Source organism: Rhodococcus sp. 05-2254-5, assembly GCF_002258575.1.
GTDB classification, from domain to species: domain Bacteria; phylum Actinomycetota; class Actinomycetes; order Mycobacteriales; family Mycobacteriaceae; genus Rhodococcoides; species Rhodococcoides fascians.
The window spans coordinates 759,141-778,023 of the sequence record NZ_NOZG01000007.1 but is presented as its reverse complement, the minus strand read 5'-3'; the positions used below and the strand labels follow the sequence as shown (position 1 = coordinate 778,023).

Here is an 18,883-nt window from a genome sequence, read left to right as displayed (position 1 = left end):
CCCGCGTCGAAGCAATGACCACAGTTCGATTCAGCGTGATTCTAACGGGCTCACCCACGCAGAATTTTCTCCATCTTCTTGCCCTTGGCCAGCTCGTCGATCAGCTTGTCCAGCAATCTTATTTTCTTCATCAGGGGATCTTCGACGTTCTCGACGCGGATGCCGCAGACAACTCCGGTGATCAGCGTCGCGTTCGGGTTGAGGTTCGCCGCCGCGAAGAAGTCCTCGAATGTCGTCTCGGCCTCGAGGTGTTCCTTCAGCGTCGCTTGATCGAACCCGGTGAACCACCGGACGATCTCGTCGACCTCCGCTGCAGTGCGGCCCTTTCGCACGACCTTGTTGATGTAGAGCCGATGGACCGTCACGAAGGCGGTGGTGAAGATGTTGTGCACGGGGCCAATCTAGTCCACCGACGCGCCCGCGAAGTAGGCCCGCACACGAGGCGTGAACAGCAGCACTGCGACCGCCAGCAGGATGACCACTTGAATCGCTTGCACCACGTGGGTCCACGGAAGATTCGGGGTGAAGATCAGGTAGGAGTAGGCGGCCACTCCGAAGATGCTCCAGCTCGACAAGAGTCGATGTTCGGATGGACTGCGCCTGGAAAGTCGCTGGACAAGATACGAGTAGCCGAAGATCAGGCTGACCACGGTGATCACCCGCAGCGAGTAGGCCCCGTAGACGATCGCTTTCGCCGAGGCCGGAAGGGAGCCGTCGTCCATGCCCTGTCGATGCATCTGGAAATCCGCCAGCGACTTCGCCAGCGCCACCGAGGCGAGTGCATACAGACACGAGACCACCATGGCCGCGATCATCAACCGGCCGACCGGTCGTACAGCGGGGTCCGCGTGCCACCCCTGTCGATACAGACGGTGCAGAAATTCCGACATCAGCCCTCCCCGAACGGTGTCACAGAGATTGTGACTTGATGTCGTTACTTTAGCTATTGACTCCCCTTTACCTTCATTGTGCAATTCAATTACTATGCAACACAACACTTTTCAGGAAGAATGGGGAGCGACATCGTCGAACGGGAGGGCAAGACATGACACGCAAGAGGTTCGAGTACTTCAAAGTCGCGTTGTTTCTGATGTCCGCAATGGTCCTCGCATGGGCTGCAGGAACTTTCGAATCGCTCTACTACGCACTCGCGGCGGCGCTGTTCGGAGCGATGACAGTGTTCGTCCTGTGGCGAGTGGACAAGTTCGAGACCGAATAGCGCTGCCCATACGTCGTGCGCGTTTTGCGTACCTTCAGGTACGCAAAACGCGCACAAGGGATTGGGGCACGAAAAAGCCCGCCACCGAAATCGGCGGCGGGCTCTTTCAGAAGCGAGTCCTACTTCACGGACAGCGATTCCAGGATTTCGCGCGCGAGGGCAGCGGTCTCGGACGGCGTCTTGCCGACCTTGACGCCTGCGGCCTCGAGTGCGTCCTTCTTCGCCTGTGCCGTTCCCAGCGAGCCGGAGACGATGGCGCCGGCGTGGCCCATGGTCTTGCCCTCGGGAGCGGTGAAGCCTGCGACGTAGCCGACGACCGGCTTGGTCACGTTGGCCTTGATGTAGTCGGCTGCACGCTCTTCTGCGTCGCCGCCGATCTCGCCGATCATGACGATGATCTTGGTGTCGGGGTCCGCCTCGAACGCCTCGATGGCGTCGATGTGGGTGGTTCCGATGACGGGGTCGCCGCCGATGCCGATGGCCGTCGAGAATCCGAAGTCGCGGAGCTCGAACATCATCTGGTAGGTCAGGGTGCCACTCTTGGAGACCAGGCCGATGGGGCCGGTTCCCGAGATGTTGGCGGGCGTGATGCCGACCAATGCCTCACCGGGAGTGATGATTCCGGGGCAGTTCGGGCCGATGATGCGGGTCTTCTTGCCCTTCTCCACGTTGTAGGCCCACGCGTATGCGGAGTCCTGCACGGGGATGCCCTCGGTGATGACGACGAGCAGCGGGATCTCCGCGTCGATCGCTTCGACGATGGCGTCCTTGGAGAATGCCGGCGGCACGAACGCGATGGACACGTCGGCTCCGGTCTTCTCCATGGCCTCGGCGACCGATGCGAACACCGGCAGTTCGATGTCGTTGCCCTGCGCGTCGACGTGCTTGACCGTGGTTCCGGCCTTGCGTGCGTTGACGCCACCGACGACCTGGGTGCCGGCCTTGAGCATCAGGGCGGTGTGCTTGGTGCCTTCGCCGCCGGTGATGCCCTGGACGATGACCTTGTTGTCCTTGTTCAGAAAGATAGACATTGTTTCCTCTACTTCGCTGCCAGCTCGGCGGCCTTGTCGGCGCCCTCGTCCATGGTTCCGGCGAGCGTCACCAGCGGGTGCGCGGCGTCGGCGAGAATCTTGCGGCCCTCTTCGACCTTGTTGCCGTCGAGACGGACGACCAGCGGCTTGTTGGCGTCGTCGCCCAGCTTCTTCAGCGCGCCGACGATGCCGTTGGCCACTGCGTCACACGCGGTGATGCCACCGAAGACGTTGACGAACACGCTCTTGACCTGCTCGTCACCGAGGATGACGTCGAGGCCTGCGGCCATGACCTCGGCCGAAGCGCCGCCGCCGATGTCGAGGAAGTTGGCCGGCTTGACGCCGCCGTGTGCCTCGCCTGCGTATGCGACCACGTCGAGGGTCGACATGACCAGTCCGGCACCGTTTCCGATGATGCCGACCTGTCCGTCGAGCTTGACGTAGTTGAGGTCGTTCTCCTTGGCCTTGGCCTCGAGGGGATCGGCTGCGTCCTTGTCCTCGAACTCGGCGTGGCCGGGCTGGCGGAAGTCTGCATTGGCGTCGAGCGTGACCTTGCCGTCGAGGGCGAGGATCTGATCGTCGGGGGTGCGAACCAGCGGGTTGACCTCGACCAGGAGAGCGTCTTCGTTGATGAAGACCTCCCACAGCTTCTGGATGGTCACCGCAGCGGCGTCGAGCACCTCGGCGGGCAGCTTGCCCTTCTCGGCGATCTCACGAGCGAACGCGAGGTCGACGCCCTTGACTGCGTCGACGGGGATACGTGCGAGTGCGTCGGGGTTCTCCTCCGCCGTCACCTCGATCTCGACTCCACCTTCGACCGAACACATCGCGAGGTAGGTGCGGTTGGTGCGATCGAGCAAGAAGGAGATGTAGTACTCCTCGGCGATGTCGGAGGCTTCTGCGACGAGAAGCTTCTTGACGACATGGCCCTTGATGTCGAGTCCGAGAATCGCTTCTGCGTTCTCGGTTGCTGCTGCGACGTCCTTGGAGTACTTGACGCCGCCGGCCTTGCCGCGGCCGCCGACCTTGACCTGCGCCTTGACCATTACTGGCTTGCCGATTTCTTCGGCAATCTGTGTTGCTCCGGCGACCGTGTCGGTGACACGACCGGCGGAGGTGGGTACGCCATGCTTGGCGAACAATTCCTTCGCCTGGTATTCGAAGAGATCCATCAGCTCACCGTCTCGTCTACGTTGACGCCCGCTCCAGGGGTGTGAGCGGGTCTGAGCATGGACTTTATCCAGGTGCCCCGACGGCGCATCGGGCGCATGGATGCTATGTGGTCTATCTCACCGCTGCGGCCGCAGTGAAACCGGCGTCACCGATCGGTGCGACGAGCCGAAAGTGCCGCCGCGACACCGAGAACGACGATTCCGGCGACCGATGGCACCACACCGGGTCCCATCTCCGGGTCGGCTGCGCGAGCGGACGTCAGTGGCCACGACGCGAGATGAACGACGCCCGCGACGGCCGCACCGGCGAGCAGAACGCTGCCACGCGCGGGGCGGGCCCGGGCGGCAACGAGGGCGGCGACGACGACGCCGACAGCGAGCAGCAGCTGCCCCCAGGTGTCCCAACCCCACGGGAACTCGGTGATGGTCGCCGCGGTCAGATCGCTGCCTCGATACAGGGGCAGGGCCAATCCGACTGCCAGTAGAACGGCCCCGACGAGCGCAGTTCCCAGCACCGGGAAGTAAGTGGCCGCATCCTCGGACGTGTCGACGTCGTCACGCTCGGCCGATCCTGCGAACAGGGCCAGCAGTCCGGCGACGGCCGCGAACACGACGCCCGCGATGATCAGCAGAGCACCCGTCCCGGTATCGACGCCCGCGAGATCCTCGGCCAGCACCACCGACTGCAACACGGCCGCCGCGGCCGACACCGCGGCGAGCCAGAAGACGGACAAGAACGGACGAGCCGCCGCAGCGAACTCGGAGAACAGCAGCGGCACCGAGGCCAGAATCGAGACGAAGCCCGCTATGAGCACCACGCGGGTCGCCAGGATCGTGGGCGCAGTTCCTGCGGCGTCGGTTTCGAGAATCGGCAACAGCGACCCCACCACCAGCAGTACGCCGGCAACTACGCCGGCACTGCCTGCTGCCGCATGCCACCTCGTGGTGCCGGGCCCCGAGACCCCGCGCGGACCCCGACCACCCTCGGCGACGGATCGCGCCGCCGCCAGAGCGCGGCGATCACGGCCGGAGGCAATAGGTGCGAGTACAGCGCCTCCGACGGTCAATCCGAGCCCGGCAACGGTGCCGAGGTATGCCCCGAGGCCGGCCTCGATCCGAGCACCGGTAGCCACTCCAGCGAGCAGACCGACACCCGCGAACGAGAGGACCCCGAGACCCGCGCCGACGGCGGCACCGGACGCGACCACCGGCGAGAGTGACGCCATCGCCGAGGCCGTGACCACGAGTGCGCCGATTCCGACCAGCGCGGACCCCACCGCCACGAACACCGGCGACTCCACCACCGCCGAGACGATCACCACCGGATCGGCCGACCGGTACAGCGAGGCGAATGCCGCTGCGGCGGCCACGACACCGAACGCTCCGAGCAGGATCGACAACAGCGGACCCACCCGGCCCGCCGTCGCCCGTCCCACATGCTCCGAGTAGACCGAATGGCCGTAGCCGTCACCGAGCGCTGCGCGATGCACTGCCGACCACCCCGCCGCACCCGCCAGAACCGACGCAGCGTGACCGGCGAACAGAACATGAGAGCCGAGGGTGGCGTCGAGCATCGCGGCGCTCAGGGGACGGAACAGCTCGAGCCGGTTCGCATCGATCGGATCGGACAGCACAGCGAGATCGAGGATCGCGATTCCGAGCGTCACCGCGCCGAAGCCTGCGAGCAGAGCGGCACCGAATTCGACGCGTCGCATCGCAGCACTGACGGCGCCGGCAACCGCCACCACGACCGGGAGCGCAACGGCCAGCACAGCGGCCGACGAGACCCCGTCGCCCACCGGCGAACCGTCGACGGCCTGGACGACGCCGATCAACGGAGCTGCAGCGGCACACAGTGCGGCGACGACGGCGAGCACGACGGCGGCCACGATGCGCGACGTGGGCGAATGATCCTCCACGCCGCCGCGGGCATCCTGCGGCGCTATACGTTGCGGTTCGGCTCGGTCGGAGCCGTGGGCGGACGAGTCGTCGAAGGTGGGGGTCGGCACCCGTAGGACGGTATCGGCTCGGTCGCGCCCCGAGCCGTCGGTCACGGTACGTGCCGCATTCGTGTCCGATTACGGATGTGGCGTGTCACCACATAAACCCTGGTCACCCTGTGAGCCATCTCACATATTGCCCTGGTTTCGGCTGTTAACTTGCGCGCGCCGCAACCATTTCGTTACCGTCTGCCGAGTCTTTCAGTAACGGCCAGGTCACAGATATCGGAGGTTGTAGGTCTTGCAGCAGCACCGCGCGTCCTTTACTTCCAGCCGATTCTCTCGCCCGACGGCGGACGACGCGACCACGGTGTACAGCTACGAGCCCACCACCGAGCCGAGTGCATACGAGGCCTATTCCTACCCCACGTACGAGTACGTCGAAGCCGATTTCGCCGGTGCAGTAGCAGCCGACGAGACACCGACCGTCGTCACGACCTACGCAACCACCGCAGACGCCGCCCCCGTGGCTCGTCGCGGCGGAGCGCACCGCATCCCCGTTCCTCCGACTGCACTGAAGGGTCGCGCCGCCGTGCTGGCCGTGGCCGCCGGTGCCGTCGTGGCCGCAGGGCAAGCCGTCATCAACGACGATGCGCCCACCGCAGTCGCCACCTCCGAGTACGCACTCGCCGCGGGTGAAGCACCGGCCGCCGCAGCACTCGCAGCCACCACCGCACCGCAGGCCGACGAGCCGGTAGCCGACGCTTCGAGCGCAACTCCCTCGCAGGCACCGCAGATCCTCAGCGTCGCCGCACCGGTCGATCTCAGCCAGTTCAACGACCTGCTCGCCAAGGGCCAGCGTTTCAGCGAAGAGCGGGCCGCACGCGAAGCCGCAGCCCGTCGCCCGCTGTTCTCCCTCCCGGCTCAGGGCACGTACACCTCCAACTTCGGCACTCGATGGGGCGTCCTGCATGCCGGCGTCGACGTCGCCAATGCCATCGGAACCCCCATCTACGCCGTCGCCGACGGCAAGGTGATCGATTCCGGTCCCGCGTCGGGCTTCGGAATGTGGGTTCGCCTGCAGCACGCCGATGGCACGATCACCGTCTACGGCCACATCGACACCTCGACAGTCACCGTGGGCCAGGACGTCATGGCCGGCGACCAGATCGCAACCATGGGCAACCGTGGCTTCTCCACCGGCCCGCACCTGCACTTCGAGGTCCACCTTCCGGGCGAGGTCAAGATCGATCCCCTCCCCTGGCTCGCGTCCCGAGGAATCTCCCTCGGACCCGAAATGGACTGAGTCCTTCTCCACCGCTTCACAACAAAGCCGGACCCCGCTTTCGCAGGGCCCGGCTTTCGCGTTGTCGGGACTTCTACAGCTTGGTCATCGGGACGCCGCCGATGAGCATCATCTTGACGCGACCTGCCGAGCCGAAATCGATCAGCACCATAGCCTTGACTCCGGCACCGGTGGATTCGAGCACCGTACCCAGTCCATACTTGTCGTGGCTGACTCGATCACCTACAGCCAGAACCAGATTGGAGTTTCGGCCCTTCGCGGCACCGAAGCTCGGAGACGAACTCTGGCCACGACTCGACGACCCGCCGTAGCTACCGGAGCCGTAGTTGCCCGAGCCGTAACCGCCGCCCGAGCCGTAACTGTTCGATCCGTAGCTGCCGGATCTACCGCCGCCGATTGCGCGGCCGCCGCCGGTGCCCGGGTCTTCGCGACGCCAGTCGATCAGATGTTGCGGAACCTCTTGCAGGAAGCGTGATTCCGGGTTGGCGATGGGCTGACCCCACGCCGACCTCATGATCGCGCGCGTGAGATAGAGCCGTTGCCGCGCGCGAGTGATGCCCACGTACGCCAGCCGTCGTTCCTCGGACAGCTCGTTCGGATCACCGAGCGCACGCATGTGCGGGAACTGGCCGTCCTCCCACCCGGTGACGAAGACAACCGGAAATTCCAGCCCTTTGGCGGTGTGCAGCGTCATCAACGTCACGACGCCGGTGCCCGAGTCGGGGATCTGATCGGTATCGGCAACCAGAGAAACCCGTTCGAGGAACGCGGCCAACGAACCCGGCTCGGCCAGACCGTCGACCCCGCCGTCGTCGTCGTTTCGGTCGTCACCTGTTTCGAGCGCCTCTTCGGCCACTGCGGCCTGGTTACGCGCCTCGGACGTGAACTCTCGTGCGACGCTGACCAATTCGTTGAGGTTGTCCAGACGAGCACCGTCCTGCGGGTCGCTGCTGGCCTCGAGCTCGGCGCGATAGCCGGTGCGGTCCAGAACTGCTTCGACCACGTCGCCGATATCGGCGATGTCGTTGCCGTCTCCGTCGGTGGCCGTCAGTACGGCACGCAACTCGTCGAGCAGTTCCATGAACTGAGCGATCAACTTCTGCTGCCGCGAGTTGAGCAACGCCACCTTGCCCGCGGCCGCGTCGTGCAGCGCTCGCGAGAAGCTGATGTCGCGTTGCTCGGCGTGCACGGCCACACACGCCTCGGCGCGGTCTCCGATGCCGCGTCGGGGGGTATTGAGGATGCGCCGCATGCTGACGGTGTCGTCTTCGTTGGACAGCACGCGCAGGTACGCAACGAGGTCACGGACCTCCTTGCGCTCGTAGAACCGGACGCCGCCGACGACTTTGTACGGCAGACCCAGACGAATGAAGATCTCTTCGAGCGCGCGCGAGGAGTTGTTGGTCCGGTAGAACACTGCCACCTCGTCGAAACGCACATCCCCGCTGTCGACGAGACGATCGATTTCCGACGCGACGAACGACGCCTCGTCGTGCTCGTTGTCGGCGACGTACCCGACGATCAGTTCGCCTTCACCGGTGTCGGTCCACAACTTCTTCTCGCGTCGTCCGATGTTGCGCGAGATGACGGCATTGGCCGCCGACAGAATGTTCTGCGTCGATCGGTAGTTCTGCTCGAGCAGAATGGTGCGAGCGTCCGGGTAGTCGCGCTCGAACTCCTCGATGTTGCGAATGGTCGCGCCGCGGAATGCGTAGATCGACTGATCGGCGTCACCCACCACGCAGAGTTCACCCGGCGCGACGGTGCCCTCGAGCGCGCCGTCTGCATCGGGGGTGCCGACGAGTTCGCGAACCAGCATGTACTGGGCGTGGTTGGTGTCCTGGTACTCGTCGACCAGTACGTGCCGGAACCGGCGTCGGTAGTACTGCGCCACCTGCGGGAAGGCCTGCAGAATTCCCACCGTTTCGCCGATGAGGTCGTCGAAGTCCATGGCGTTGGCTGCGCGCAGACGCTGCTGATAGATGCGATAGACCTTCGCGACGAGTCGGGGCAGCTCGGCAGGGTCGCCGTCGGCGTCCTCGGCGGCCTTGTCCGGGCCGATCAGCTCGTTCTTGAGGTTGGAGATCGCCGTCGAGAGCAGACGAGCCGAGAACTTCTTGGTGTCGATCTGCAGGTCTTTGGAGATCATCGTCAGCAGCCGGCGTGAGTCGTCCGCGTCGTAGATCGAGAAGTTGGAGTTCAATCCCGGCAACAATGCCGCCTGGGCGCGCAGGATGCGCACGCAGCTGGAGTGGAACGTCGACACCCACATGGCGTTCGCCCGCGGCCCCACCAGACCTGCCACTCGCTCGCGCATCTCGGCGGCGGCCTTGTTGGTGAACGTGATCGCCAGGACCTGCCCCGGCGACACCCCCCGCTCCGCGAGCAGATACGCGATGCGACGCGTCAGCACCGCTGTCTTGCCCGAGCCTGCACCGGCCACGATGAGCAGCGGCGATCCCGTGTGCACGACGGCCTCGCGCTGCTGAGGATTGAGCCCCTCCAGCAGCGCGTCGGACGAGGTTTTCTTACGGGACTCGAGGCCCTGGAGGAATGTGTTCATCGTCTGGCCAGGCTACCGGCGCGTACCGACAAACCCACATCCCGTGGTCGTCGGCGTCATCTCCGACTTTTCAGGACGGTTACCCCGTGGCACACTGGATCGGTGATCGAAAAAGTCGTGCGTCATCGCTTGCGTCGGATCGGCCACTGCGCAGCCGGACGAGCGGGAGCCTGTCGACAGTCGTAACGCCCCAGCTTTCCCGGCGGGAATCTCGTCGATCTCGGTCCTTCGAGACGAAACCCAGCCGACAGCCGCTGCAGTTCCGAATACGAAAGGCGTAACGGTGCCGGACGACGCAACGATCCAAGATGTGACCCGAGGAGAGACGATGGCTATGACGACGAAGATCGATTCAGAGACTGCATTGCCTTCCAGCGAAGCCGAGATCAACGACCTGCGTCAGGAGATCGACCGTCTCGACGCCGAGATCCTCGCGGCAGTGCGGCGTCGCTCCGAGGTCTCGCAGATCATCGGACGCACCCGCATGGCGTCCGGCGGCCCGCGCCTCGTGCACAGCCGTGAGATGAAAGTTCTCGAGCGCTTCAGCAGCCTCGGTCAGGAAGGCCACACACTGGCCATGCTCCTGCTCCGCCTCGGCCGCGGTCGCCTCGGCCACTGACCGAACCCCGGTTGGGCGCGCAGGATGCACGCCCAACCGATGCTTTACTTCAGTGCGATGTACTTGGTCTCGAGGTATTCCTCGATTCCCTCGGATCCGCCCTCACGGCCGAATCCGGATTCTTTGACTCCACCGAACGGTGCTGCCGCGTCCGAGATCACTCCGCGGTTGACACCCACCATGCCGCTGTCGATCGCGTCGGCCACTCGTAGCGCGCGATCCAGGTTCTCGGTGTAGATGTACGACGCCAAGCCGTACTCGGTGGCGTTGGCTGCGTCGATTCCTTCCAGTTCGGTGTCGAATCCGACAATCGGGGCCACCGGGCCGAACACTTCTTCCTTCAGAATGCGGGCCGACGTCGGCATGTCGGTGAGCACGGTCGCCGGGTAGAAGTAGCCGTCGCCACCCGGTGCGCTACCGCCGAGCGCTACCGTCGCGCCCTTCTCCACGGCATCGTCGACGAGCTCCTGCACGGTCTCGAGCTGGTCTGCGTTGATCAGCGGGCCGAGCTTTGTGTCGGGGTCGACGCCGGGCCCGAGCTTCATCTCGGACATCTTCGCCACCAACTTGGTGGTGAATTCCTCACGCACGCTGTTGTGCACGTGCAGACGGTTCGCCGCCGTGCAGGCCTCGCCGCCGTTGCGCATCTTCGCCAGCATCGCGCCGTCCACCGCGTCGTCGATGTTCGCGTCGTCGAACACGACGAACGGGGCATTGCCACCGAGTTCCATCGATGTCCGCAGCAACCTCGTCGCAGACTTTTCGACGAGCGACTTACCGACGCCGGTGGAACCGGTGAACGTCAGCTTGCGCAGTCGAGGGTCTTCCAACAGGGGTCCGGTGACGTCGCCGGACTTCGAGGTCGTCAGCACGGAGAGCACGCCCTCCGGCAGGCCGACCTCGTCGAAGATCTGCGCGAGCAGCAACATCGTCAGCGGGGTCTCTCGGGCCGGCTTGACCACGATGGTGCAGCCGGCGGCCAGAGCGGGCCCGATCTTCCTGGTGCCCATCGCCAACGGGAAATTCCACGGGGTGATCGCCAGTACCGGGCCGACCGGAGCCTTGGTCACGAGAATGCGGCCGTTGCCCGCCGGGGCCGGGGTGTAGCGACCACCGATGCGCACTGCTTCCTCGGCGAACCACCGGAAGAACTCCGCGCCGTATTTCACCTCGGCCTTCGACTCCGCGAGGGCCTTGCCCATCTCCAGGGTCATCAGCAGCGCGATGTCGTCGGCACGTTCGGTGACCTTCTCGAACGCCGCTCGAAGAATTTCACTGCGTTCGCGGGCAGGTGTTGCCGCCCAGCTCTTCTGCGCCGCAGCAGCCGCGTCGAGGGCCTTCATCGCGTCGGCCGGGGATGCGTCGGCCACGTCGGTCAACGGCTTACCTGTAGCGGGATCGTTCACCGGGAACGTCTTACCGCCCTCGGCGTCGACGGCCTTGCCGCCGATCCACAGTTTTGCCGGAATCGATTCGATCAATGCACGTTGGTCCATACCGTCCATGATGCCTCCGCAGTGCCCGTCGCAAACGACAAACGACGCGCGCGCGGCACCGGCCCGCATTACTGTTGGATCGTATGAGCGTCGATATCACCGGCACGGATGCCTGGCAGAAACTGACCGATCACCACTCCGAGATTGCCGATACTCATCTCCGAACTCTGTTCGCCGATGACGCCGACCGAGGGCGCACCTTCACCCTCGCCGCCGCGGATCTTCACATCGACTACAGCAAGCACCGCGTCACCAGCGAGACTCTCGCCCTGCTGATCGAACTGGCCCGCACCGCAGACGTCGAAGGCAAGCGCGACGCCATGTTCGCAGGCGAACACATCAACACCTCCGAGGATCGCGCTGTTCTGCACACCGCGCTGCGCCTTCCCGCCGACGCGTCGTTGACCGTCGACGGCCAGGACGTCGTCGCCGATGTACACGAAGTCCTCACGGCCATGGGCGAATTCACCGATCGCGTGCGTTCGGGCGAATGGGTCGGTGCCACCGGCGAGAAGATCTCCACCGTCGTCAACATCGGTATCGGTGGATCCGATCTGGGCCCGGTCATGGTCTACAACGCACTCCGTCACTACGCCGACGCGGGGATCTCGGCGAAGTTCGTCTCCAACGTCGACCCCGCCGATCTCGTCGGCGCACTCGACGGACTCGACCCGGCATCGACGCTGTTCATCATCGCCTCCAAGACGTTCTCCACTCTCGAAACGCTGACGAACGCCACCGCCGCCCGACGCTGGCTCGTCGACGCGCTCGGTGAGGACGCCGTCGCCAAGCACTTCGTCGCCGTGTCCACCAACGCCGAACGCGTCGCGGACTTCGGCATCGACACCGCCAACATGTTCGGCTTCTGGGACTGGGTGGGCGGACGCTATTCCGTGGACTCGGCAATCGGACTGTCGGTCATGGCCGTTGTCGGCAAAGAGGCATTCGCCGAATTCCTCGACGGTTTCCATCGGATCGACGAGCACTTCCGGTCGACGCCTCTCGCCGAGAACGCACCGGTTCTGCTCGGCCTCATCGGCCTGTGGTACAGCTCGTTCTTCGGTGCGGAAACCCGTGCGGTGCTGCCGTATTCGAATGACCTCTCCCGTTTCGCGGCTTACCTGCAGCAGCTGACCATGGAGTCCAACGGCAAGTCCGTCAAAGCCGACGGTTCTCCCGTCACCACGCCGACCGGCGAGATCTTCTGGGGCGAGCCGGGCACCAACGGCCAGCATGCCTTCTACCAATTGCTGCACCAGGGAACACGTTTGGTGCCTGCGGACTTCATCGGATTCGCCGAGCCCACCGACGATCTGCCCACCCGCGACGGCAGCGGCTCGATGCACGACCTGCTGATGAGCAACTTCTTCGCCCAGACCAAGGTGCTCGCCTTTGGCAAGACCGCCGAGGAAATCGCCGCCGAGGACACACCGGCAGATGTGGTGCCGCACAAAGTGATGCCGGGCAACAGGCCGTCCACCTCGATCCTCGCCCCCAAACTCACCCCGTCCGTCGTCGGACAATTGATCGCCCTGTACGAACACCAGGTCTTCGTCGAAGGCGTCATCTGGGGAGTCGACTCCTACGACCAGTGGGGCGTCGAACTCGGCAAGACCCAGGCACTCGAACTGACACCGGTACTCACCGACGCCGAAGCCCCTGCCGTGCAATCGGATTCATCCACCGACGCCCTGGTGCGCTGGTACCGGGCGCAGCGGGGTCGCGCGAAGTAGGTCGGTCGGGCCCGGCCGGGACGCAGATCAGCTCCCCAGTTTCGGATTTATGCCTCCGATCGGCGTCGGATATCCGAAACTGGGGAGCTTTTTCGCTGCATACGGATCCGAATCGACGGTCGGCGCGTCCAAGCATCCATGGACCTACCTCACACCGACCTGTTCACCAGAGCTGACGCACTTACTTTCGGGTTGACCGACGACGACCTGAAAAGGCTGCGCCGCGCCGGTGAATTGTCGGTGCTGCGACCGGGCTTCTATGTGCCTACCACGCTGATGCACGAGGCCAGCCCGACCGAACGTCATTTCCTTCTGGCGCGGTCGTATCTGATGTCCGCACCGGCGAACGAAGTGCTCAGCCACGTCTCGGCGGCCATCGCCTGGGGCTTCGACGTCTGGAAGCTACCGCTCGACAAGGTGCACATGACACACGGTCTCGATTACGCGAGCAAGCGTCGCCCGCTCCGAATTCTCCACGGGACTACATTGGACCCCGCCGAACGCACAACCGTCAACGGCTACCCGGTCACCACCGCGGCTCGAACGGTCGTGGACATCGCTCGCACCAGCAGTGTGGATCGATCGGTATGCGTCGGCGACAGTGCACTGAGATCCGGCCACACGGACTCGGACGCGCTGGCCCACGCGGTCGAATCCGCACGATTCCGAACCGGCATCGCAGCCGCCCGACGCGCGGTGTCTCTGATGAACGGGCGTAGTGAGAGCGTCGGCGAATCGCGCAGCCGAGTGCTGTTCGAAACCCTCCCGCTCCCCACACCTCTGCTCAACCAATGGGTGCACGACGGAGCCGGCCGCTTCGTGGGAAGAGTCGACTTCCTGTTCTGGGAGCTGGGTGTCATCGGCGAATTCGACGGCGAATCGAAGTACGACTCGAAACGCGTTCTGTTGGATGAGAAGTATCGCGAGGACCGACTTCGCGAACTGGGTTGGGTCATCGTGCGGTGGAACTGGCGTGAACTCGACGATCCCCGAGCACTGCTTCGCCGCTTCGAGCAGGCCTTCGCCCGCGCAGCTGCGCTACCGGCACCCAGCGGATGGTTCGGCGACCAGAGGATGGCGGCGGATCAGCTCCCCAGTTTCGGATAACCGACTCCGATCGGCGTCACATTTACGAATGTGGGGAGCTGATCCGCAGGACACGAGCCAAATCGTCACACCCGACCCAACACAGCTGAGGTATCGACTCCGACGGGCAGGGTGCCGAAGGCGATGCCCCAGTCTCGGTCGAGTCGACTGGCGCAGAAAGCATCGGCAACAGCGGAATTCCCGTGCATCACCAACTGTGCGCCTTGGAAGGTCAGTGCCATCAGTTCGACGACGCGGCGGGCGCGGTATTCCATGTCGGAGGTGTCGGAGAGTTCTTTCCCGACGCGGGCGATGGCGTCGTCCAGTCGAGAGTCCACACCCGACGCCTTGCCGATCTCACCGAAGAAGGCCTCGACGCTGTCGGGTTGACGAGCGAGTGCACGCAGCGAGTCGAGTGCCGCGACGTTGCCCGAGCCCTCCCAGATCGACATCAGCGGCGATTCGCGGAACAACCGAGGCATGCCCGATTCTTCGACGTAGCCGTTGCCGCCCAGGCATTCGAGTGCTTCGGCCGCATGTGCGGGTGCGCGCTTGCACACCCAGTACTTGGTGATGGCCAGAGCAATTCGGCGTAGTGCGCTCTCCTGCTCGTCGCCGCGGGCGGAACCGTCGGTGGCCTGCGCCAGGCGAATCATGGCGGCGGTGGCGGCCTCGGATTCGATGGTCAAGTCTGCCAACACGTTTCGCATCAGAGGCTGATCGATCAGCTGCGCACCGAAGGCAGCTCGGTGACGTGCGTGATGCACCGCGCGGACGGTGGCGTTGCGAATACCGGCAGCAGAGCCGATGACGCAGTCCAGCCGGGTCATGTTCACCATCTCGATGATGGTGCGCACCCCGCGGCCCTCCTCGCCGACGAGCCAGCCGGTCGCACCGTCGTATTCCAGTTCTCCCGAGGCGTTGGACTTGTTGCCGAGCTTGTCCTTCAAGCGCTGCAACATCATTCGGTTACGGGTGCCGTCGGGCAGCACCCGCGGCAACATGAAGCACGAGAGCCCGCCGGGTGCCTGGGCCAAGGTGAGGAACATGTCCGACATCGGCGCAGAGGTGAACCATTTGTGGCCGACGATCGAATAGGTGCCTTCCGACGACGGGGTGGCCGTGGTGGTGTTGGCGCGAACGTCCGAGCCGCCTTGCTTTTCCGTCATCGACATACCGGCGATCAATCCGCGTTTGCTCGACGGTTCGCGCAGCCCGAAGTCGTACTCCCGGGACGCGAGCAGAGGCTCGAACTGCGCGGCGAGAGAGGGGTTGTGCCGCAACGCCGGTACGACGGCGTAGGTCATCGAGATCGGGCACATGTGGCCTGCTTCGGCCTGTCCCCATACGTAGAATTTCGCGGCGCGGGCCACGTGCGCACCCACTCGATCGTCCGTCCACGGGCTGGCGTGCAGTCCGTGCTGCACCGCGACGGTCATCAGATCATGCCAGTGCGGGTGGAATTCGACCTCGTCGACGCGATGGCCGTACCGATCGTGTGTCCTGAGCACCGGTGGGTTCTCGTTCGCGAGCCTGCCCCACTCCTGGGCCTCCACTCCGCCTGCGAGAGCGCCCAATTGACGCACCTCGTCGCGCGCCCAGCCGCCGCCGGCTCGGTCGAGACCGTCCAGCAGCGAGGCGTCGTCGGACACGTCGTAGGGCGTCAGGTCGGTCGCCTGATTGAAGACCTCATGTGTGTTCATCTCGAACTCCTAACGCACGCAACGAATAAGCGACGAGACCGGGGACCACGTCCACGGACTCGTGCGAGGACAACGGACCGACCAGCACTTCGCCGACGGCACCCACGAGGCCGGCGGCCGAGATCGCCGCGTCCTGATCGGGAATTTCCCCGGCCGCGATTCCTGCCACGATCGCGTCGGCGAACGCAGCGGTGAATTTGCGCCGGAACACCAACCGCTCGGCGTCCACTGCTGGATCGACCGGTTCGGCGAGCAGCGCGTAGGCCATCGTGCGGTTCTTCAGGGCCCGCCCGGCGAAGGTCTGCACGACCGCGGCGACTCGCTCGGATGTGCTGCCGTGTGCGGCGACGGCGACCACCGCAGCCACTTCACGGGTGCAGACCTGCCGGAAGATCTCGACGACCAGGTCGGATTTGCCGTCGAAGTGCGTGTAGACGCTGCCCGCGGACACGCCCGCGGCCGCGGCGACCGAGGCCACCGACAGGCCCGCGTATCCCTTGGTGGACAGGACCTCGACGGCGGCAGCAAGCAGTTTCGTTCGGCCGGCATCGAGCCGGGCCTGCACTGCGGGTGTTCGCCGGTAGGGCATTGAAGGATTGAAGCACTGATTCAGTGCTTCACGCAAGGGGACTCGAGTAGGTTCTTAACCATGCCGGTACGGATCGAACGATCAGGCCCCGTCACCACCGTGGTCCTCTCACGCCCGGAGGCACGCAATGCCGTCGACGGGCCCACTGCTCAGGAACTCACCCAGGCCTTCGAGGAATTCGATGCCGACGAATCCGCGTCGGTCGCCGTGTTGTGGGGCGAAGGCGGGACCTTCTGCTCGGGTGCCGATCTGAAGGCGCTCGGCACACCCAGGTCGAACCACGCGACCGAACACGGCGACGGTCCGATGGGCCCGACGCGAATGCGGTTGTCCAAGCCGGTCATCGCCGCGGTGTCGGGATACGCCGTCGCGGGCGGGCTCGAACTCGCGTTGTGGTGCGACCTACGCATCGCGGAGGACGACGCGACGTTCGGCGTGTTCTGTCGACGCTGGGGCGTGCCCCTGATCGACGGCGGCACAGTGCGATTGCCGCGCATCATCGGCACCGGACGAGCGATGGACATGATTCTCACCGGACGCGCCGTGGCAGCCCAGGAGGCGTTGGACATCGGCCTGATCACCCGAGTGGTTCCGGTCGGCCGTGCCCGATCCGAGGCCGAGGCGCTGGCCGCCGAACTGGCGTTGCTGCCCCAGACCTGCATGCGCGAGGACCGGCTGTCCGTCCTCGAGCAGGACGGCCTCGACGAGGAAGCCGCACTGAAGAACGAGTTTCGGCACGGTGCCATCTCGATCACCGCCGACGCGCTCACCGGAGCGAGTCGGTTCGCCTCGGGCGCGGGGCGACACGGTACCCCCAGTCCGTGATCTCGACCCGCCTGTCGGTGATCGACGAGATCTTTCTCCGCACACATCGCGGGTACGGCACACCGATTGCACTGCAGGGCATTTGGCGTACTGCCGAGTCGGTGACCCAGGACGAACTCGAACGGGTACACGCTGCGCTCGCACGCGGGCAGCTGGGTCGGCAGGTCGGCGTGCCTCGCATCCCCGGTGCCCGGCTCCGATGGGACGTCTGTTCCACGTCGCTGCCGCTGACCGTCGCCTCCGAGCCGGTCGACGACGCCATCGAGTGGGCCGACCACCAGGCCGATGTGCAGTTGGATCCGCAATACGGACCGGGGTGGCGGTTGACGGCAGCTCCGCTGGCCGGCGGCGGTACCGTCGTATCGCTGGTGTGCTCGCATGCGCTCGCCGATGCCCGTGGTCTCATCGACGCTGCCGCACAGTCGTTTTCGGGCTCGGTAGAAACCGAACCGATCGCCTCCCCCGGTTCGGACGCGGCGGACGCTCTGCGCATGATCGTCACCGTGCTCGTGCGGTCGGTCGTCGCGACCGCTCGACTGTGGGTCAGTGCGAAGGCTCGGGCCGAGCTGCGCGCGTTCACGGCATCCGACTCGAATCGCACACGCCCCCACCGTGTTCGACGCGCCTCCTCGGTGGTCGTGGACGTCGATGCAGCGCAGTGGGATTCGGCTGCCGAGCTCGGTGGTGGCTCACCCAATTCGTTGTTCGTGTGCGTCGTCGCGGCGACCATGGCCGAACTCGGCTCACCCGCGGTGACCGTCGACATCCCCTTCCGCACCGGATCCGGCGACGCGAACTCGATAGGTATGGCCACCGTCGACGTTCGCGGAGACGATTCACCGGCGGCAGTGCGCGCGGCGTGCAAAGCTGCCTTCGCCGCGCCCGTCGGAGCGCCCGCGGGGTACCCGCCCGAGGTTGTCCAACTGCTCCCCCACCGCCTTGCGGCGAAGTTGACCTCGACGCCGGGGCGCGGAGAAGTGTTGTGCTCCAACATCGGCGACATTCCGCATGCGCTGACGACCCTCGGGTCACATCGATCCTGCGGTCTGGCCACCCGCGCGATCCACCCCGCACCGACGGGACCGATCCCGCTGTCGACGATCAGGCTGTCGACCTACCCTTCCCGGATGGACGGGCGCTACACACTCTCCCTGGTGTGCACCGACGACGCGCTGGTCGGATCGGCGGCAGAGCTCACCGCAGCGGTGCACCGCGCTCTGGCGCGGCGAAACCTGGCCGGTACACCATGGTAGGTCTACCGTTGCAGCCATGAACGAGCACGATATCCACACCAAGATTCAGCAGCTGATCGCCACCGAGCACAAGCTGCGCACCGACACCCAGGCCGGGGAGATCGACCCCGACACCGAGAAGGCGCAGCTCGCGTCACTCGAACACGCTCTCGATCAGTGCTGGGACCTGCTCCGGCAGCGCCGCGCACGCATCGACGCAGGCAAGGACCCCGACTCCGCGACGGCCAACAGCGTCAACCAGGTCGAGGGATACCTGCAGTAACGTCCGGCCATTCCGCAGGCTCCACTCCTGCAGTAACCGGGTCATTCCGCAGGCTCCACTCCTGCATCGAACCGGTCATTCCGCAG

The 18,883-nt window shown here is 65.2% G+C and carries 17 protein-coding genes; 8 read left to right on the top strand and 9 right to left on the bottom strand.

Annotated features, from left to right (window positions below; translation table 11 throughout):
- Window positions 1-50: 50 nt before the first annotated feature.
- Complete coding sequence (locus CH278_RS08950; RefSeq protein ID WP_094621650.1) at window positions 51-392, bottom strand: DUF2200 domain-containing protein; 342 nt, start codon at window positions 390-392, stop codon at window positions 51-53.
- A gap of 9 nt (window positions 393-401) precedes the next feature.
- Window positions 402-890, bottom strand: a complete 489-nt coding sequence (locus CH278_RS08945) for a hypothetical protein (protein ID WP_057473735.1) — start codon at window positions 888-890, stop codon at window positions 402-404.
- A 155-nt stretch (window positions 891-1,045) separates the two neighbouring features.
- Here CH278_RS08945 and CH278_RS27425 point away from each other — a divergent pair, with 155 nt between their 5' ends.
- On the top strand, window positions 1,046-1,219 hold the full coding sequence (locus CH278_RS27425) for a hypothetical protein (protein ID WP_179274328.1): 174 nt from the start codon (window positions 1,046-1,048) through the stop codon (window positions 1,217-1,219).
- A 119-nt stretch (window positions 1,220-1,338) separates the two neighbouring features.
- Here CH278_RS27425 and sucD read toward each other — a convergent pair whose 3' ends face one another.
- The 3 genes from sucD to CH278_RS08930 all read right to left on the bottom strand — a co-directional run bounded on the left by sucD (window position 1,339) and on the right by CH278_RS08930 (window position 5,431).
- A complete protein-coding gene (sucD, locus tag CH278_RS08940) occupies window positions 1,339-2,250 on the bottom strand; it encodes a succinate--CoA ligase subunit alpha (protein WP_057479197.1) in 912 nt (303 codons plus the stop codon).
- 8 nt (window positions 2,251-2,258) lie between these two features.
- Window positions 2,259-3,422, bottom strand: coding sequence for an ADP-forming succinate--CoA ligase subunit beta (sucC, locus tag CH278_RS08935; protein WP_027496014.1), 1,164 nt, complete (start codon window positions 3,420-3,422; stop codon window positions 2,259-2,261).
- Between the two features lie 146 nt (window positions 3,423-3,568).
- Window positions 3,569-5,431 carry a hypothetical protein gene (locus CH278_RS08930; protein ID WP_235580004.1) on the bottom strand — a complete coding sequence of 621 codons (1,863 nt, stop codon included), beginning with the start codon at window positions 5,429-5,431 and terminating at the stop codon, window positions 3,569-3,571.
- A gap of 232 nt (window positions 5,432-5,663) precedes the next feature.
- Here CH278_RS08930 and CH278_RS08925 point away from each other — a divergent pair, with 232 nt between their 5' ends.
- Entirely contained in the window at window positions 5,664-6,668 is a 1,005-nt protein-coding gene (locus CH278_RS08925) for a M23 family metallopeptidase (protein ID WP_032365931.1), read from the top strand.
- A gap of 73 nt (window positions 6,669-6,741) precedes the next feature.
- On the opposite strand, the gene pcrA is transcribed toward CH278_RS08925, so the two are convergent.
- Window positions 6,742-9,231 carry a DNA helicase PcrA gene (gene pcrA / locus CH278_RS08920; protein WP_032371252.1) on the bottom strand — a complete coding sequence of 830 codons (2,490 nt, stop codon included), beginning with the start codon at window positions 9,229-9,231 and terminating at the stop codon, window positions 6,742-6,744.
- Between the two features lie 328 nt (window positions 9,232-9,559).
- Between pcrA and CH278_RS08915 the strand changes: the two genes are divergently transcribed.
- Complete coding sequence (locus tag CH278_RS08915; RefSeq protein WP_027496010.1) at window positions 9,560-9,850, top strand: chorismate mutase; 291 nt, start codon at window positions 9,560-9,562, stop codon at window positions 9,848-9,850.
- A gap of 44 nt (window positions 9,851-9,894) precedes the next feature.
- Here the strand turns inward: CH278_RS08915 and CH278_RS08910 are convergent, their stop codons facing one another.
- Complete coding sequence (locus tag CH278_RS08910) at window positions 9,895-11,346, bottom strand: NAD-dependent succinate-semialdehyde dehydrogenase (RefSeq protein ID WP_094621740.1); 1,452 nt, start codon at window positions 11,344-11,346, stop codon at window positions 9,895-9,897.
- An 83-nt stretch (window positions 11,347-11,429) separates the two neighbouring features.
- Here CH278_RS08910 and pgi point away from each other — a divergent pair, with 83 nt between their 5' ends.
- The gene (gene pgi / locus CH278_RS08905) at window positions 11,430-13,079 is read left to right on the top strand and encodes a glucose-6-phosphate isomerase (protein WP_094621649.1); all 1,650 of its coding nucleotides are present in this window, start codon (window positions 11,430-11,432) and stop codon (window positions 13,077-13,079) included.
- A gap of 138 nt (window positions 13,080-13,217) precedes the next feature.
- Window positions 13,218-14,186, top strand: a complete 969-nt coding sequence (locus CH278_RS08900) for a type IV toxin-antitoxin system AbiEi family antitoxin domain-containing protein (RefSeq protein WP_032390799.1) — start codon at window positions 13,218-13,220, stop codon at window positions 14,184-14,186.
- 65 nt (window positions 14,187-14,251) lie between these two features.
- Here CH278_RS08900 and CH278_RS08895 read toward each other — a convergent pair whose 3' ends face one another.
- On the bottom strand, window positions 14,252-15,868 hold the full coding sequence (locus CH278_RS08895) for an acyl-CoA dehydrogenase family protein (RefSeq protein ID WP_094621648.1): 1,617 nt from the start codon (window positions 15,866-15,868) through the stop codon (window positions 14,252-14,254).
- Window positions 15,855-16,457 carry a TetR/AcrR family transcriptional regulator gene (locus CH278_RS08890; protein WP_027496005.1) on the bottom strand — a complete coding sequence of 201 codons (603 nt, stop codon included), beginning with the start codon at window positions 16,455-16,457 and terminating at the stop codon, window positions 15,855-15,857. Before CH278_RS08890 ends, CH278_RS08895 begins: the two co-directional genes overlap by 14 nt.
- 60 nt (window positions 16,458-16,517) lie before the next feature.
- On the opposite strand from CH278_RS08890, the gene CH278_RS08885 reads away from it, so the two are divergent.
- Genes CH278_RS08885 through CH278_RS08875 form a run of 3 tightly spaced genes read left to right on the top strand, consistent with a single transcriptional unit; the run spans window position 16,518 to window position 18,797 of the window.
- Complete coding sequence (locus CH278_RS08885) at window positions 16,518-17,282, top strand: crotonase/enoyl-CoA hydratase family protein (RefSeq protein ID WP_027496004.1); 765 nt, start codon at window positions 16,518-16,520, stop codon at window positions 17,280-17,282.
- Window positions 17,279-18,535, top strand: coding sequence for a hypothetical protein (locus CH278_RS08880; protein WP_094621647.1), 1,257 nt, complete (start codon window positions 17,279-17,281; stop codon window positions 18,533-18,535). Before CH278_RS08885 ends, CH278_RS08880 begins: the two co-directional genes overlap by 4 nt.
- A 16-nt stretch (window positions 18,536-18,551) precedes the next feature.
- Window positions 18,552-18,797 (top strand): DUF2630 family protein, encoded by a 246-nt coding sequence (locus CH278_RS08875; RefSeq protein WP_027496002.1) that lies wholly within the window; start codon window positions 18,552-18,554, stop codon window positions 18,795-18,797.
- Window positions 18,798-18,883: the final 86 nt, after the last annotated feature.

Coding starts and splice junctions, on each gene's coding strand:
- CH278_RS08875 (WP_027496002.1), top strand. CDS start 18,552: ATGAACGAGCACGATATCCACACCAAGATTCAGCAGCTGATCGCCACC.
- CH278_RS08900 (WP_032390799.1), top strand. CDS start 13,218: ATGGACCTACCTCACACCGACCTGTTCACCAGAGCTGACGCACTTACT.
- CH278_RS08890 (WP_027496005.1), bottom strand. CDS start 16,457: ATGCCCTACCGGCGAACACCCGCAGTGCAGGCCCGGCTCGATGCCGGC.
- sucC (WP_027496014.1), bottom strand. CDS start 3,422: ATGGATCTCTTCGAATACCAGGCGAAGGAATTGTTCGCCAAGCATGGC.
- pcrA (WP_032371252.1), bottom strand. CDS start 9,231: ATGAACACATTCCTCCAGGGCCTCGAGTCCCGTAAGAAAACCTCGTCC.
- sucD (WP_057479197.1), bottom strand. CDS start 2,250: ATGTCTATCTTTCTGAACAAGGACAACAAGGTCATCGTCCAGGGCATC.
- CH278_RS08895 (WP_094621648.1), bottom strand. CDS start 15,868: ATGAACACACATGAGGTCTTCAATCAGGCGACCGACCTGACGCCCTAC.
- CH278_RS08915 (WP_027496010.1), top strand. CDS start 9,560: ATGGCTATGACGACGAAGATCGATTCAGAGACTGCATTGCCTTCCAGC.
- CH278_RS08945 (WP_057473735.1), bottom strand. CDS start 890: ATGTCGGAATTTCTGCACCGTCTGTATCGACAGGGGTGGCACGCGGAC.
- CH278_RS27425 (WP_179274328.1), top strand. CDS start 1,046: ATGACACGCAAGAGGTTCGAGTACTTCAAAGTCGCGTTGTTTCTGATG.
- CH278_RS08910 (WP_094621740.1), bottom strand. CDS start 11,346: ATGGACCAACGTGCATTGATCGAATCGATTCCGGCAAAACTGTGGATC.
- pgi (WP_094621649.1), top strand. CDS start 11,430: ATGAGCGTCGATATCACCGGCACGGATGCCTGGCAGAAACTGACCGAT.
- CH278_RS08885 (WP_027496004.1), top strand. CDS start 16,518: ATGCCGGTACGGATCGAACGATCAGGCCCCGTCACCACCGTGGTCCTC.